This window comes from Falsirhodobacter algicola (assembly GCF_018279165.1).
GTDB classification, from domain to species: domain Bacteria; phylum Pseudomonadota; class Alphaproteobacteria; order Rhodobacterales; family Rhodobacteraceae; genus Falsirhodobacter; species Falsirhodobacter algicola.
In genome coordinates this window covers 307,082-322,569 of the sequence record NZ_CP047289.1, presented here as the reverse complement: position 1 = coordinate 322,569, position 15,488 = coordinate 307,082, and the positions used below count along the sequence as shown (strand labels likewise).

Here is a 15,488-nt window from a genome sequence, read left to right as displayed (position 1 = left end):
AATGCGCGACCGCCCGCCGTCAGCGCCGCAGCAAGGGGCGGATCTGCGCGTCGCGGCGGGCCCAATCCTTCAGCCCCAGCACGATCGCATGGGCCATCTGCGCCCGCCATTGCGGATCGACGAGCCGCATCATGTCCTGCGCCGAGGACATGAATCCCAGCTCGATCAGCGCCGAAGGGATGTCCGGCGCCTTCAGCACCGAAAAGTTCGCCGTCTGATGCCCGTTCGGATGCATGCGGATGCCCGATCCCTGCATCGCCGCCTCGATCGCGCGGGCCATCATCTCGGTCCGCGGTTCGGTTTCGGTGCGGGCCAGATCCATCAGCACGCCCGCCACCACATCGTCCTGCTGCGTCAGGTCCACCCCGGCCAGAAGATCGTCCCGGTCGTGCCGCTCCGACAGCGCCCGCGCGGCCCGGTCCGATCCGCGCTCGGACAGGGTGTAGATGGTCGCGCCCGACGCCTCTCCCTCGGCCAGCGCGTCGGCATGGATCGACAGGAACACCCCCGCCCCCGCCTCCTTGGCCAAGGTCAGCCGAGTTTCCAGCGGCAAGAAGCTGTCATCCTCGCGCGTGAGGGCGACCTTGAACGTGCCGTCGCGCAAAAGCGCCGTGCGCAATTCGTTCGCAAAGGCGAGCGTCAGCGTCTTTTCCAAGGTCTGCCCGGATGTGGCGCCGGGGTCGATGCCGCCATGGCCGGGATCGATCATGACCAACAGCGGCCCGCTTCCTTCGACCGGCGCGGTGGCGGCCGCCTTGGGCAGCGCCCACATCTTGGGTTCGGGCAGACCGGCGGCGGCGGCGAAATCGGCCTCGTCCGCGCTGTCGAGGCGGACATCCAGAACAGCCCCCTCGCCCGTGCGCATCTCGGCGGTGCGGATCGTGTAGGGGCCGTCCAGTTCCACCACCATCCGCGACCAGCCGCTGCGCACCTTGCCCGCCGTCACGCTGCGCACCTTCGATCCGGCCCGCAGCGGCGTGTCGCCGAAATCCAACTCGCGGAAATCCATCAGAAGGCGCGGCGGATCGGCCAGCAGCCGCGCCCGCCACGGCACCGGATGCGACAGGGTCAGCGTGACCTCCATCCCGCCCCAGCGGTTGGCGATGCGCGAGGCGTCCGCATCCAGTTCGGCCGGAACCTCCTGCGCGGCGGCAAGCCCGGCGCAAGCCAGCCACAGCAGAACCAGAAGGCGGATCACGCCCGCCGCTCCATGAAGGCGCGCAGACGGGCCAGCCCCTCTTCGATATCGGCCGTACCCCGCGCATAAGAGAAGCGCAGCCATGACGCCCCCCGCACCGGATCGAAATCGAGGCCCGGCGTCACCGCCACCCCGGCCCCGTGCAGGATCTCCGATGCGAAGGCGCGGCTGTCCGTCGTCAGCTCCGACACATCGGCATAGACATAGAAGGCCCCGTCGGGCGGCGCGATGCGGTCGAACCCGGCGGCGGGCAGCCCGTCCAGCATCAACTGGCGGTTGCGGGCATAGACGGCGCGGTTGGCCTCCATCTCCTCCTCGGCCTCCAGCGCGCCGAGGGCGGCGATCTGGCTGGCATGGGGCGGGCAGATGAAGAGGTTCTGCGCCAGCCGTTCCACCCGGCGCAGGTGATCCTCAGGCACGATCATCCACCCGATCCGCCAACCCGTCATGGAGAAGTATTTGGAGAAGGAGTTCACCACATAGGCGTCATCCCCCAGTTCCAGCGCCGAAACCGCACGCGCGCCGTAATGCAGCCCGTGATAGATCTCGTCCGAGATGAAGGCCATGTCCCGCCCGCGCGCGTGATCCATCAGCGCGCCCAGCGCCCCCCGGTCCAGCATCGTGCCCGACGGATTGCCCGGAGAGGCGACGATCAGCCCCTGAAGGTCCGGCACCGGGGCCAGATCCTCGGGTACGGGCTGAAGGCGGTTCTCGGGGCGGGCGGCGATGCCCACCGGCTCGATGCTCAGGGCGCGCAGGATCTGGCGGTAGCTGGGATAGCCCGGCTCCCCCAAGGCCACGCGATCCCCCGCATCGAAGAGCGCGGTGAAGGCCAAGAGGAACGCCCCCGAGGACCCGTTCGTCACGATCACCCGCGCCGGATCGAGATCCACCCCGTACCAGCGGCGATAAAGATCGGCGATTCCCCGCCGCAATTCCGGAAGGCCCAGCGCGACCGTGTATCCCAGCGGATGGTCCAGCGCACCGGCAAGGGCGGCGCGGGCGGCGGCGGGCGCGGCGGTGCCGGGCTGGCCCACTTCCATATGAATGATGCGCTGGCCCTGCAATTCCAGCTGCCGCGCCTCCTCCATCACATCCATGACGATGAACGCATCGACTTCGCCGCGCTTTGAAATCCGCATCCGCCGCTCCCCGCTTTCGTGCTGTCGCCCCTCTGTCCGCCACATCGGGGGGCGAGGTCAACACTTGCCAATCCCCGCGCCCCGGTGTTCCCTGACGCCGACCCGATGGAGATGACCATGAAGCTGCTCGCCCTTTCCGCGCTTGTCGCAGGCCTTGCCGCACCCGCCCTTGCGCAGGACATGACGGATGCCGAACGTCAGGTGTTCCGCAAGGAAGTCCGCGACTACCTCATGGACAATCCCGAGGTGCTGATGGAGGCGATCGGCGTTCTGGAAGAGCGTCAGCAGGCCCAGCAGGCCGATTCCGATACCGCCCTCGTGCAGCAGAACGCCGCCGCCCTGTTCGCCACGCCCGCCGATTGGGTGGGCGGCAACCCGCAGGGCGACGTGACGGTGGTGGAGTTCATGGATTACCGCTGCGGCTATTGCCGTCAGGCCTTCGCCGAGGTGGAGGATCTGGTCACCGCCGACGGCAACATCCGCTTCGTGCTGAAGGAGTTTCCGATCCTCGGCGATGCGTCGGTCCTCGCCTCGCGCTTTGCGCTGGCGGTGAAGATGACGGCGGGGGACGAGGCCTACAAGACCGTGCACGACCGCTTCTTCGATCTGCGCGGCGAGGTGACGGAGGCGACGCTGACCCGGATGGCCAGCGATCTGGGGCTGGACTGGTCCGCGATCCGGGAGCGGATGGACAGCGCCGAGGTGACGCAGGTCATCGCCGACAACCACGCGCTGGCCCAGCAGCTGCAGATTCAGGGAACGCCGACCTTCGTGATCGGCGAATCGATGCTGCGCGGGTATCTTTCGGAAGAGGGGATGGCGCAGATGGTGGCGCAGGAACGGCGCGGCTGATCGCCGCGCCCGGGCCGCCCTATTCGGCGGCTTCGACCGCCTCGGCCGCGGCCTTCTCGGCCTCGATCACGGCGGCCTTGGCCTCCACCTGCTCCACGATGTGGTCGATCATCTGATCGTTCGACATCCGGTGGCTCTGCTTGCCGGCCAGATAGACCATGCCGTTGCCCGCCCCGCCGCCGGTGAAACCGATATCGGTCATCAGCGCCTCTCCGGGGCCGTTCACCACGCAGCCGATGATCGACAGGCTCATGGAGGTGGTGACATGGGCCAGCCGCTCCTCCAGCGCCGCGACGGTCTTGATGACATCGAAGCCCTGCCGCGCGCAGGACGGGCAGGAGATGATGGTCACGCCGCGATGGCGCAGGCCGAGCGATTTCAGGATCTCGTAGCCGATCTTCACCTCTTCCACCGGATCGGCGGAGAGGGAAACCCGCAGCGTATCGCCGATGCCCATCCACAGAAGGTTTCCAAGCCCGATCGCCGATTTCACCGTGCCGGAGACGAGCCCCCCCGCTTCGGTGATGCCGAGATGGATCGGCGCGTCCGTGGCATCCGCGATCGCCTGATAGGCGGCGGCCGCCAGAAACACGTCCGACGCCTTCACGCTGATCTTGAATTCGTGGAAGTCGTTATCCTCGAGGATCTTGATGTGATCCATGGCCGATTCCAGCATCGCCTCGGGGCAAGGCTCGGCGTATTTCTCCAGCAGATGACGCTCCAACGAGCCGGCATTGACCCCCACGCGGATGGAGCAGCCGTGATCCTTGGCGGCGCGGATCACTTCCTTCACCCGCGATTCATCCCCGATATTGCCGGGGTTGATGCGCAGGCAGGCCGCGCCCGCCATCGCGGATTCGATCGCGCGTTTGTAATGGAAATGGATGTCGGCGACGATCGGGACCGGGCTTTCGGCCACGATCTCCTTCAACGCGCGGGACGATTCCTCGTCGGGGACGGAGACGCGGACGATGTCGGCACCCGCCGCGGCGGCGGCTTGCACCTGCGCGATCGTCGCCTTCACATCATGCGTCAGCGTGTTGGTCATCGTCTGCACCGAGATCGGCGCATCGCCCCCGACCGGCACATTGCCCACCATGATCTGGCGCGACTTGCGGCGGTAGACGTTGCGCCAGGGTCGGACGTGGTTCAGGGACATGGACTGCTCCGCTCTGCCTCAGGGGCCAACATAGGCGTGGCCGCCCGCAGCGGCAACCGTCACTCCACCGCTTCGGCCGTCAGGATGCGCGCCAGATCGGCGTCGCGGTCCGGCTTGGCGGCGGCGAAGGTCTCGGTCAGGGATTCCGGCGTCAGGTTCACGTTCTTGACGACCTGCGCCCCGGCGGCGGCCGGCCCGTAGGTCTGCCCGTTCACGGCGAAATAGACCGAACCCGAATTGCCCGCACGCAGACGCGTCGGCTCCTCCATCTGCGGGACTTCGTAACGCTCCCCCGCGCCGAGGATCTTTTCGAACAGGACGGTGCCATCGGCCGATTGCACCCGAATCCAGGACGGGCGCACGGCGAGGATTTCCACCTTGGGGGCGGCATCGGCGACGACCTGAGGCGTCGCCGCGGCATCGGGAAGCTGCGGGCCGAAGGCTTCGGTCGCGTCCGCCTCGCGGCTGGCGATCTGGCGCGGCTGGATCGCGGCGATGGGTCCGTCGCGCGGCACCATCACCGGCACGTCCAGCGCCTGATCTTGCGGGCGGTAGAGGCGCGTCATCAGCGCATCGCCCTGCGGATCGTCCATCGCGGCGCTGGCGACATCCAAGGCACCGCCGACCGTCACATCCGACAGGGGATCGATCTCGGCCACGACATTCGGGCTCTGATCCACAGGGGCCAGATGCACGCGCTGCACCTCTTGCAGGACGGACCAGCCGCCATAGCCGATGCCCCCGATCAGCGCGAGCAGCACCATGACCGAGCCGACGGCCCGCAGGTCGATCTGCGCGGCAAGGCTGCGGCCCTGCGGCAGGAATTTGGGATGCGGATCGGCCAGCGGATCGTGAACGGCGCCCTTGGCCATCGGGACCGGACGCTGGGTGGAGGCTGCAGGAAGACCGTGATGCAAGGTGAAATTCGCCTCGGCGCAGAACTTGTCATAGGCCCATTCGGGATTCATCCCGAGATAGCGGGCATAGGAACGGATGTAGCCAGCGATGAATCCCTTGCTCTCGAACGCGTCCAGATCGCAGTTCTCGATCGCGGCGATGTAGGTCGCCTTGATCCGAAGTTCCCGCTGCACGTCCAGAAGCGATTTGCCCAGCGTGGCGCGTTCGCCCCGCATCAGATCGCCCAAGCGCAATTCGAAATCGTCGAACCCTTTGGGTTCGTCGCCGTCCACCGTCGAAGGGGATGTCCTCCGCCAGATCATTCGTGTCTTCGCCCTGCCCCAGAGAAATGCCCAAGCCGTTCGGTCGACTCGGTCTATGCCATGGGCCCAGCCCTATCACAGCTTCGGGAGTGATGCATCTGTCGATATGGTCACGCCGACATGTCGGCGCGATTTAGCGCACAGTGCCCCCAGAGCGAATCCAGCGCCCGCACCAACGCGTCGATTTCCTTCGGACCGTGCACTGGCGACGGGGTGAAGCGCAACCGCTCCGTGCCGCGCGGCACCGTGGGGAAGTTGATCGGTTGAACGTAGATGCCGTGCCGTTCCAGCAGCATGTCCGACAGCATCTTGCAATGCACCGGGTTGCCGACATGCACCGGCACGATGTGGCTGCCATGGTCGATGATCGGCAGGCCCAGCCCCTTCAGCCGCATCTTCAGGATGCGGGCCTGACGCTGATGCGCCTCGCGCAGGCCGGGATCGGTCTTCAGATGCCGGATGGACGCCGCCGCCCCCGCCGCCACCGCCGGCGGGATGGAAGTGGTGAAGATGAACCCCGGCGCATAGGACCGCACCGCATCCAGCATCTTCGCCGTCCCGGCGATATAGCCGCCGAACACCCCGAACGCCTTGCCCAGCGTGCCGTTGATGATGTCGATCCGGTCCATCAACCCGTCGCGTTCGGCCACGCCCGCCCCGCGCGGGCCGTACATGCCCACGGCATGAACTTCGTCGATATAGGTCAGCGCGCCGAATTCGTCCGCCAGATCGCAGATCGCCTCGATCGGGCCGAAATCGCCGTCCATCGAATAGATCGATTCGAAGGCGATCAGCACCGGCTGACCGCGCAGCCCCTCGAGGATCTCGCGCAGATGGGCGATGTCGTTGTGGCGGAACACATGCTTGGCCCCGCGCCCGTTGCGGATGCCTTGGATCATCGAGGCGTGGTTCAACTCGTCCGACACGATCGCCAGCCCCGGAAACAGCTTCGGCAGCGTCTGCAGCGTGGCGTCATTGGCCATATAGGCCGAGGTGAAGACCAGCGCCGCCTCCTTGCCGTGCAGATCGGCGATCTCGGCCTCCAGCGCCTTGTGATAGAGCGTGGTGCCGGAGATGTTGCGCGTCCCGCCCGAACCCGCGCCGGTGGCCTCCAGCGCCTCGTGCATGGCCGACAGGACGGCCGGATGCTGGCCCATGCCCAGATAATCGTTGCCGCACCACACGGTGATGTCGCTTTCCAACCCATCGGGGCGGCGCCAGACGGCGTGCGGGAACTGCCCCTGACGGCGTTCGATGTCGATGAAGGTGCGGTAGCGACCTTCCTCGTGCAGGCGGTTCAATGCGGTATCAAGTGCCAAGTCGAAGTTCATCATCCATCTCCCTTGCGCCCGTAGGGGGGCTGGGTCATGGGCGGGCCGGGGTCCGTCCTGTTTAGAGTCGTTCCATTACGCCAAGGACGGGGCGGGTGGAACTGGACATTTTGCCCATCCGCCCGCCCCGGCGCATCCGATCAGTTCTGCACCAGCACCTGGCAATCGGCGCCGCACTGGGCCACGGCCTCGGCGGCGGCACCCTCGCCCTTCGCCAGACCCCATTCCCCGGTGGTGGGAGAGATCGCGAACGCCTTCGGCCCATTGCCCCGGAAATCGCCGAGGAAGGCCGCCGTGGCCGCCTGCGACAGTTGCACCGGCTTTTCGGACCAACCGGCCGGGCGGATATAGCCCACGATCTCGCAGTCGCGTGCGCCCTTGCGGCGGGCGTTGCAGTCGCGCAGCGCGGCGGCCGAGGCGGCCTCGGTGTTGTGGTAATTGGCGGCGGCGACCGTCGCCTCCACCATGATCCCTTCGTCGGGGGAAATGGCGATGGCCCCGTAATAGGCCTGCTGCGCGCCCACCTGACGCAGAAGCGCGGCCTGATCGGCGGGCAGGTAATCCTTGGGCAGGATCTCCACCTCGGCCCGTGCGTCGGGATAGAGCATGCCGCGCAGATCGCGCAGGGACATGGTCTGTGCGCCCGCGGCGGTGGTGGCCAGAACGGTGGCGGCCAGAACCCAGTATTTCATCACATCCTCCGGTTTTGCGCACATATAGGGCCGGTTTGCGGGTCTGGACAGGGGCCGCGCGGCTGGTAGGCTGCGCCGCAACACAGAAGGAGGCGCCCATGTCGCTGCAAACGGTGCTCGACACCATCGACCAATCCCTGCCCGAGGCCACCGACCGGCTGCTGGACCTGCTCCGCATCCCCTCCATCTCCACCGATCCGGCGTTCAAGGGCGATTGCGACCGCGCGGCGGACTGGCTGGTCGAGGATCTGAAGACGATCGGGTTCGAGGCGGCGAAGCGCCCCACCCCCGGCCATCCGATGGTCGTCGCCCATGCCGGCACCGAAGGGCCGCATATCCTCTTCTATGGCCATTACGACGTGCAGCCCGTCGATCCCCTGAACCTGTGGCACCGCGAGCCCTTCGATCCGCAGATCGAGGACACCGCCAAGGGCCGTGTGATCCGCGGACGCGGCTCGGCCGATGACAAGGGCCAGTTGATGACCTTCATCGAGGCCTGCCGCGCGTGGAAGGCCGTGCACGGCACCCTGCCCGGTCGCATCACCATCTTCCTAGAGGGGGAGGAGGAATCCGGCTCTCCGTCGCTGATCCCGTTCATGCGCGCGCATGCCGAGGAACTGCGCTCCGACATCGCGCTGATCTGCGACACCGGCATGTTCGACGCGCGCACCCCGGCCATCGTGACCATGCTGCGCGGCCTTGCGAAGGTGGAACTGACGGTCCACGCCGCAAACAAGGATCTGCATTCGGGCATGTTCGGCGGCCCGGCGATGAACCCGATCCGGGTGCTGACGAAAATCCTCGGCGGGCTGCACGACGACAAGGGGCGCGTGACCGTTCCCGGCTTCTACGACGATGTGGAGGAACTGCCCGACGCCATCCGCCAGCAATGGCAGTCCCTGCCCTTCGATCATGCGGGCTTTCTGGGCGATGTCGATCTGTCGGTGCCCGCAGGCGAAGTGGATCGCACCCCGCTGGAGCAGATCTGGTCCCGCCCCACGGCCGAGATCAACGGCATCTGGGGCGGCTATACCGGCGCCGGGTTCAAGACCGTCCTGCCGGCCGAGGCCCATGCCAAGATCAGTTTCCGCCTCGTGTCCAAGATGGACCCGGACAAGATCAACGCCGCCTTCCAAAGCTGGTTCGAAGCGCAGCTTCCGGCCGATTGCACGGTGGAGTTCAAGGACGTGAACGGCTCGCCCGCCAGCGTCATGGAGATCGGCGATCCGGCGTTCGAGAAGGCCCGCGCCGCCCTGTCCGAGGAATGGGGCACCGAGGCCGCCTATGTCGGGGCCGGCGGCTCCATCCCGATCGCGGGCTATTTCAAGGAGATCCTCGGCATGGACGCGATGCTGATCGGGTTTGGCCGCGACGACGACCAGATGCATTCCCCGAACGAGAAATACGATATGGAAAGCTTCCACAAAGGCATCCGCTCTTGGGCGCGGGTGCTGGAGAAGCTGACCTGAAACGGCACCGCGCGCCCGGACCCCGGGCGCGCGGGCCTTGCGATCACTCCTCCAGCGCGGCGGCGTAGCGGTCCGACACCTCGGACCAATTCACCACGTCCCACCAGCTGGAGAGATATTCCGGGCGGCGATTCTCGTAGGTCAGGTAATAGGCGTGTTCCCACACGTCATTGCCCAGAAGCGGCGTGCCGGGGGTTTCGGCCACATCCATCAGCGGATTGTCCTGATTCGGGGTGGAGGTGATCTCCAGCTCATCCTCCTCGTTGACGATCAGCCAGACCCAGCCCGACCCGAACTGCGCCGCGCCCGCCGCCTCGAAGGCATCGCGGAACGCCTCGTCCGAGCCATAGACGGCGGTGATCGCCTCCATGAGTTCGGGCGACATCTCCCCGCCTTCGCCCTGCGGGGCCATGCTGTCCCAGAAGAAGCTGTGATTCCAATGGCCGCCCGCATTGTTGCGGATCGCGGCGGGATAGGTGCCAGCTTCGGCCACCAGATCCTCCAGCGTGGTGCCTTCGGGCGCGTCGCCCCGCTCCATCGCCGCGTTCAGGTTCGTCACATAGGACTGATGATGTTTGCCGTGATGCAGCTCCATCGTCTCGGCGCTGATGGCCGGGGCCAGCGCGTCCGTGGCATAGGGCAGGTCCGGCAGCGTGAAGGGGCCGTCCTGCTGGGCCAGCAGTGCGGTGGGGGCGGCAGCAAGCGCGGCCGCGAAGGCGATGGGGCGGATCATGGGGCTCTCCTGTTTCCTGCGAGGAGAACCGGGAACGGCCCCCGCCGTTCCTGCGCCGGGATGAGGCAGAATGTCGCGTGACGGGCCCAAATGGAAAAGGGCAGCCCGAGGGCTGCCCTTTTTCGTGGAATGGCGCGGTTGACGGGGCTCGAACCCGCGACCCCCGGCGTGACAGGCCGGTACTCTAACCAACTGAGCTACAACCGCATTCCAACGGCAACGGGTCGAGGGACGAAAGTGGCGCGGTTGACGGGGCTCGAACCCGCGACCCCCGGCGTGACAGGCCGGTACTCTAACCAACTGAGCTACAACCGCAACTTTCGCCGTCCGGACCCGCCGAACGTGGGGAGGGTATTACGCAGACCCGCCGCCCCCGTCAAGCGCCCTTTCACGCATTTCTCACGTCCCGCAGAAGGTTCTGTAGGTGCCGAACCCCTCGGAGGCCGGAAGGGCATATTTTTCAAGGCCTCCGCGTTCGTGGAACGGCGCGCTCACGGCGGCCAGCAGCGCATCGAACGGCCCCATATCGCCCTCATGGGCGGCGGCCAGCGCCTCCTCCACCCGTTCGTTCCGCGGAATGTAGAGCGGATTCGCGGCCTCCATCCGCTGCGCGGCATCGCGCGCGAGGCGGGCGCGCCAACGCGGCAGCCAGTCGTCCAGACGGTCCGCCCCAGCCAGCAGCACGCGCAGCGCCGACGGATCGTCGATCGCACGCGACAGACGGCGGAAGCACAGCGTCCAATCCGCGCCCTCGATCCCCACCAGAAACGCCTCGGCCAGATCGCGGTCGCCCGGATCGGTGCCGTCGAGGCCCAGCTTGCTGCGCATCCCCTCCAGCCACGCATCCTGATACTGACCGGCCACCCCTTCGAGGATGCGGGTCGCCCGCTCCACCGCGCGGCCCTCGTCCGCATCGATCAGGGGCAGCAGCGTCTCGGCCAGCCGCGCGAGGTTCCAGCCGAGGATCAACGGCTGGTTGCCATAGGCATAGCGCCCCTGCCGGTCGATGGAGGAGAAGACCGTTCCCGGTGCATAGGCCTCCATGAAGGCGCAGGGGCCGTAGTCGATCGTCTGCCCCGAGATGGTCATGTTGTCGGTGTTCATCACGCCATGCACGAACCCCACCAGCATCCACTGCGCGATCAGCCGCGCCTGCCGCCCGGCGACGGCCGCGAAGAACCCGGCGTAATCGCCCGCAAGATCGGGATAATGCCGCGCGATGGCGTAATCGGCCAAGCGGCGCACCTGTTCCAGATCGCCCTGCGCGGCGGCGTATTGGAAGGTGCCGACGCGCAGATGGCTGGCAGCCACGCGCACGAGGATCGCGCCGGGAAGCGCCCCCTCCTCGCGCCAGACATCCTCGCCGGTCGTCAGGGCCGCCAAGGCGCGCGTCGTGGGGATGTTCAGCGCGGCCATCGCCTCGCCCATCAGGTATTCGCGCAGAACCGGGCCCAGCGCGGCGCGGCCATCCGCCCCGCGCGAAAACGGCGTCGCGCCCGAACCCTTCAGCGCCACATCCCGCAGCGCGCCATCCGTGCCCCGCACCTCGCCCAGCAGCAGCGCCCGCCCGTCGCCCAGCCGCGGGGAAAACCCGCCGAACTGGTGCCCGGCATAGGCCTGCGCCACAGGGCGCGTGCCCGGCGGCAGATCATGGCCCGACAGCAGCCGGGCCTCCGGGCGGTCCATGCCCAAGAGCCCGCCAAGGGCCTCGTTGTACTTCAGGATGCGCGGATCGGGGCAGTCGGCGCTGGTCCAGTCAAGGCACAGATCGGGCAGCGCGGCGGCATAGTCGCTTTGGAAGTGAACGGTCATCATGTCTCCCTTCGCCCGGAATATGGGGCGCGGGCGCGGCGGCCACCACCCCGAGGGGCCATGAATTCACGCGGATGTGGAACCATGCGCCCCGCCGCGCCTTTCATCCGCAGTGTTCGGGCTTCGCCCGATGGAGGAAGGAGTGGACGATATGAAACGCAATGCTCTCATGGCCATCACGGCCCTGACCCTCGTGGCCACGATCTCGGCCTGCGGCAACACGCGCAGCCAGCGCGTGGCGACCGGCGCCCTCGGCGGCGCCGTGGCCGGTCAGGTCGTCGCGGATGAGCCGATCGCGGGTGCGCTGATCGGTGGCGGCATCGGCGCCGTGAACTGATGGCGGCGGGCCGGCAGCGCCGGCCCCCACCTACCTTAGCCGATACGGTAGTTCGGCGATTCGCGCGTGATGGTCACGTCATGGACGTGGCTCTCGCTCAGCCCGGCATTGGTGATGCGCACGAACTGGCAGCCCTTGCGCATATCCGCGACGGTGGCGCTGCCGGTATAGCCCATGGCGGCGCGCAGACCGCCCACCAGCTGGTGGATCACCGCCCCGGCAGAGCCCTTGTAGGGCACCTGCCCCTCGATCCCTTCCGGAACCAGCTTGTCCGAGGCCGCGTCCTTTTGGAAATACCGGTCGGCCGAACCGCGCGCCATCGCCCCAAGGCTGCCCATCCCGCGATAGGATTTGTAGCTGCGGCCCTGATAGAGGATGACCTCGCCTGGGCTTTCATCCGTCCCGGCGATGGCCGATCCGACCATGGCGCAGCTTGCGCCCGCCGCGATCGCCTTGGCGAAATCGCCCGAGAACTTGATCCCGCCATCGGCGATGATCGGAACATCCCCCGCCCCCGAGGCCGCGTCCATGATCGCCGTCAGCTGCGGAACGCCCACACCCGCCACGATGCGCGTCGTGCAGATCGAACCGGGGCCGATCCCCACCTTCACCGCATCCGCGCCCGCGCCGATCAGGGCGCGCGTCGCCTCGGCGGTGGCGACGTTGCCGGCCACGACCTGCACACGGCTCGACAGGGCCTTGATCCGCTCCACCGCCTTGGCAACGCCGGCCGAATGGCCATGCGCGGTGTCGATCACCACCATGTCCACACCGGCGTCGATCAACGCCTCGCTGCGCGCGAACCCCGCATCCCCCACGGTGGAGGCGGCGGCAACGCGCAGACGGCCCAGATCGTCCTTGCAGGCATTGGGGTTCAGGACGGCCTTTTCGGTGTCCTTCAGCGTCAGAAGGCCGGTCAGCTTGCCCGCGGCATCCGTCACCAGCAGCTTCTCGATCCGGCGGGCCTTCATCAGGCTGATGGCCGCACCGCGATCCGCAGGTTCCTGCAGGATGGCAAGGTTGTCGCCCGTCATCATCACCGAAACCGGCGTCCGATCGTCCGAGGCAAAGCGCATGTCGCGGTTCGTCACGATCCCCACGACACGGCCCGTATCGTCCACCACCGGGAAACCGGTCACGTTGTAGCGGGCCTGAAGCGCCTTGGCATCGGCCAGCGTCTGATCGGCGCGTAGTGTGATCGGGTTGTAGACGATGCCGCTTTCGAAACGCTTCACGCGGCGGACCTCGTCGGCCTGCTCCTCGACGCCGAGGTTGCGGTGGATCACGCCCATGCCGCCCGCCTGCGCCATGGCGATGGCCATCCGCGCCTCGGTGACGGTGTCCATGGCCGAGGACAGCAGCGGAATGTTCAGCCGGATCGCACGTGTCACGAATGTGGACACATCCGCATCCGACGGCAGGACCGAGCTGGCCGCCGGAACGAGCAGGACATCATCGAAGGTAAGCGCCTCGCGAATCTCCATGGGGCATCTCCTTGGGAGGGTTCGTTTGACGGTTCCCTGTTTCACGCCCCCCGCAGAAATGCAAGAGGCGTCAGGCGCCCAGACGGGCCAGCCGCGCCGCGCGCAGCCGCGCGAAATCGTCGCCCGCGTGGTAGGAGGACCGCGTGAGCGGCGTCGCCGACACCATCAGGAAGCCCTTGCCATAGGCGGCCTTCTCGTAGCTGGCGAATTCCTCGGGGGTGACGAAGCGGTCCACGCGGTGGTGCTTCGGCGTCGGCTGCAGGTACTGACCGATGGTCAGGAAATCGACATCGGCGGCGCGCATGTCATCCATCACCTGCCGCACCTGCGCCCCGTTCTCGCCAAGGCCGACCATGATGCCGGATTTGGTGAAGATCGTCGGGTCCATCTCCTTCACGCGCTGCAACAGGCGCAGCGAGTGGAAATAGCGCGCACCGGGCCGCACCTCCAGATAGAGGCCGGGAACCGTCTCGAGGTTGTGGTTGAACACGTCGGGCTTGGCCTCGACGACGGTTTCCAGCACCGAATCCTCGCATTTGAGGAAGTCCGGCGTCAGGATCTCGATCGTGGTGCTGGGCGAACGGTGGCGGATCGCGCGGATCGTCTGGGCGAAATGCTCCGCCCCGCCATCGGCCAGATCGTCCCGGTCCACCGAGGTGACGACGACATGGTTCAGGCCCAGCTTTGCGACGGCATGGGCCACGCGGCCCGGCTCGAACGCATCGAGGGTCTGGGGCTTGCCCGTCGCCACGTTGCAGAAGGTGCAGCCGCGGGTGCAGATCTCGCCCATGATCATCATGGTGGCGTGCCCTTGGCTCCAGCATTCGCCGACATTGGGGCAGCCCGCCTCTTCGCACACGGTGACGAGGCGGTTTTCCTTGATGATGTCGCGCGTCTGCTTGTAGCCGGCCGAGGTCGGCGCCTTCACGCGGATCCAGTCCGGCTTCTTCGGCTGGGCATTGTCGATACGATGCGCCTTTTCGGGATGGCGCTGGTCCGGGATCTTCAGATCGCGCACGGAAATCCTCCCTTGCGGCACGTGGGCACAAATATAAGGCGAAGGCGGCGCCTTTGCAACCAAGGGCGTCAGGGGCAGAGCGCCAGCCGCTGTTCGGCCGTCTGGATCAACGCCCCGGCCAGCGTGGCGAACCACGGCTCGGCGGCGGTGCTGACGCGGCCGATCAGCGCGACATCGCGCGCCGGCTCGGGCGCGGAAAAGCGCGCCAGCCGGATGGAGGGGTGGGCCGCCGCCTCGGTCGGGACGGCGATCTCGGGCATGAAGGTGATGCCGACCCCCTGCCCCACCAGCCCCGCCAGCGTCGAGAGCGAGGACGCCCCCAGATCGAGCCGCGTGCCCCGACGCTCCAGCCCGCACACCTCCAGCGCCTGATCGGCAAGGCAATGCCCCTCGTCCAGCAGCAGAAGCTGTTCGGGGTCGAGGGTGACGGGGCGCAGATCCTCCACCGAGGGCAGCGCCTCCAGCCGGGCGGCATTGGCGGCCAGCAAAAAGCGGTCGCGAAAGAGCGGGCGGACCACCAGATCGTCGGGGCGCACCTTCGTCGCCACCACCACCGCATCGAGGACACCGTCGCGCAGTTCGGTCAGAAGCCGGTCGGTCTGCGCCTCGCGCAGGCGCAGTTGCAGCGGCAGACGGGGCAAGAGATCGGGCAGCAGATAGGGCGCGACGGTGGGGATCATGCCGATATTGATCTGCCCGCCCAAGGTGCGGCGGCGGGCCATCGTCTCGATCTCGCGCACCTCGGCCAGCACGCGGGCGGCGCGGGCAGCCACCTCGCGGCCCGCCGGGGTCAGCCGCAATTCGCGCCCCCGTTCCAGCAGCGGCATGCCGAGCGATGCCTCCATCTCGCGGATCTGCATGGAGAGGGCGGGCTGCGTGACATGCACCTTGGCCGCCGCATGACCAAAATGCCGCGTTTCCGCCAAGGCGAGAAAATAAGAAAGTTGGCGCAGGGTCAGCATGGTACATAAGATAAACTGATCGGCCTCCCAAGTAAATCGTATTTCCCTTTATCGGCTCGATCGGGCACATAGGGCAGAG

At 67.2% G+C, this 15,488-nt stretch carries 14 protein-coding genes and 2 tRNA genes; 3 read left to right on the top strand and 13 right to left on the bottom strand.

What is annotated here, in order from left to right:
* Positions 1 to 19 precede the first annotated feature (19 nt).
* Both GR316_RS01675 and GR316_RS01670 read right to left on the bottom strand, forming a co-directional pair.
* Positions 20 to 1,282, bottom strand: coding sequence for an N-acetylmuramoyl-L-alanine amidase (locus tag GR316_RS01675; protein ID WP_211784342.1), 1,263 nt, complete (start codon positions 1,280 to 1,282; stop codon positions 20 to 22).
* On the bottom strand, positions 1,195 to 2,340 hold the full coding sequence (locus GR316_RS01670; RefSeq protein ID WP_211784341.1) for a pyridoxal phosphate-dependent aminotransferase: 1,146 nt from the start codon (positions 2,338 to 2,340) through the stop codon (positions 1,195 to 1,197). Before GR316_RS01670 ends, GR316_RS01675 begins: the two co-directional genes overlap by 88 nt.
* 117 nt (positions 2,341 to 2,457) lie before the next feature.
* On the opposite strand from GR316_RS01670, the gene GR316_RS01665 reads away from it, so the two are divergent.
* Positions 2,458 to 3,192: a DsbA family protein gene (locus tag GR316_RS01665; protein ID WP_211784340.1), complete on the top strand. Its 735-nt coding sequence runs from the start codon at positions 2,458 to 2,460 to the stop codon at positions 3,190 to 3,192.
* Between the two features lie 19 nt (positions 3,193 to 3,211).
* On the opposite strand, the gene ispG is transcribed toward GR316_RS01665, so the two are convergent.
* The 4 genes from ispG to GR316_RS01645 all read right to left on the bottom strand — a co-directional run bounded on the left by ispG (position 3,212) and on the right by GR316_RS01645 (position 7,594).
* On the bottom strand, positions 3,212 to 4,351 hold the full coding sequence (gene ispG, locus GR316_RS01660) for a flavodoxin-dependent (E)-4-hydroxy-3-methylbut-2-enyl-diphosphate synthase (protein ID WP_211784339.1): 1,140 nt from the start codon (positions 4,349 to 4,351) through the stop codon (positions 3,212 to 3,214).
* Between the two features lie 59 nt (positions 4,352 to 4,410).
* Positions 4,411 to 5,571: a helix-turn-helix domain-containing protein gene (locus GR316_RS01655; protein ID WP_211784338.1), complete on the bottom strand. Its 1,161-nt coding sequence runs from the start codon at positions 5,569 to 5,571 to the stop codon at positions 4,411 to 4,413.
* A gap of 110 nt (positions 5,572 to 5,681) precedes the next feature.
* Positions 5,682 to 6,902, bottom strand: coding sequence for a 5-aminolevulinate synthase (gene hemA, locus GR316_RS01650; RefSeq protein WP_211785062.1), 1,221 nt, complete (start codon positions 6,900 to 6,902; stop codon positions 5,682 to 5,684).
* 140 nt (positions 6,903 to 7,042) lie between these two features.
* A complete protein-coding gene (locus GR316_RS01645) occupies positions 7,043 to 7,594 on the bottom strand; it encodes a DUF4189 domain-containing protein (protein ID WP_211784337.1) in 552 nt (183 codons plus the stop codon).
* Between the two features lie 98 nt (positions 7,595 to 7,692).
* Here GR316_RS01645 and GR316_RS01640 point away from each other — a divergent pair, with 98 nt between their 5' ends.
* Positions 7,693 to 9,063: a M20/M25/M40 family metallo-hydrolase gene (locus GR316_RS01640; RefSeq protein WP_211784336.1), complete on the top strand. Its 1,371-nt coding sequence runs from the start codon at positions 7,693 to 7,695 to the stop codon at positions 9,061 to 9,063.
* Positions 9,064 to 9,106: 43 nt separating this feature from the next.
* Here GR316_RS01640 and GR316_RS01635 read toward each other — a convergent pair whose 3' ends face one another.
* From GR316_RS01635 to GR316_RS01620, 4 genes are all read right to left on the bottom strand, one after another.
* Positions 9,107 to 9,796 (bottom strand): superoxide dismutase, encoded by a 690-nt coding sequence (locus GR316_RS01635; RefSeq protein ID WP_211784335.1) that lies wholly within the window; start codon positions 9,794 to 9,796, stop codon positions 9,107 to 9,109.
* Positions 9,797 to 9,926: 130 nt separating this feature from the next.
* Positions 9,927 to 10,003: transfer RNA gene (locus GR316_RS01630), tRNA-Asp, on the bottom strand.
* 31 nt (positions 10,004 to 10,034) lie between these two features.
* Positions 10,035 to 10,111: transfer RNA gene (locus tag GR316_RS01625), tRNA-Asp, on the bottom strand.
* 84 nt (positions 10,112 to 10,195) lie between these two features.
* Positions 10,196 to 11,608, bottom strand: coding sequence for a protein adenylyltransferase SelO (locus GR316_RS01620; RefSeq protein WP_211785061.1), 1,413 nt, complete (start codon positions 11,606 to 11,608; stop codon positions 10,196 to 10,198).
* Positions 11,609 to 11,759: 151 nt separating this feature from the next.
* Here GR316_RS01620 and GR316_RS01615 point away from each other — a divergent pair, with 151 nt between their 5' ends.
* Positions 11,760 to 11,945, top strand: coding sequence for a hypothetical protein (locus GR316_RS01615; protein ID WP_211785213.1), 186 nt, complete (start codon positions 11,760 to 11,762; stop codon positions 11,943 to 11,945).
* 35 nt (positions 11,946 to 11,980) lie between these two features.
* Here GR316_RS01615 and guaB read toward each other — a convergent pair whose 3' ends face one another.
* From guaB to GR316_RS01600, 3 genes are all read right to left on the bottom strand, one after another.
* On the bottom strand, positions 11,981 to 13,429 hold the full coding sequence (gene guaB / locus GR316_RS01610) for an IMP dehydrogenase (RefSeq protein ID WP_211784334.1): 1,449 nt from the start codon (positions 13,427 to 13,429) through the stop codon (positions 11,981 to 11,983).
* A 70-nt stretch (positions 13,430 to 13,499) separates the two neighbouring features.
* Complete coding sequence (gene lipA / locus GR316_RS01605; protein ID WP_211784333.1) at positions 13,500 to 14,447, bottom strand: lipoyl synthase; 948 nt, start codon at positions 14,445 to 14,447, stop codon at positions 13,500 to 13,502.
* Positions 14,448 to 14,515: 68 nt separating this feature from the next.
* On the bottom strand, positions 14,516 to 15,409 hold the full coding sequence (locus GR316_RS01600; RefSeq protein WP_211784332.1) for a hydrogen peroxide-inducible genes activator: 894 nt from the start codon (positions 15,407 to 15,409) through the stop codon (positions 14,516 to 14,518).
* Positions 15,410 to 15,488 lie beyond the last annotated feature (79 nt).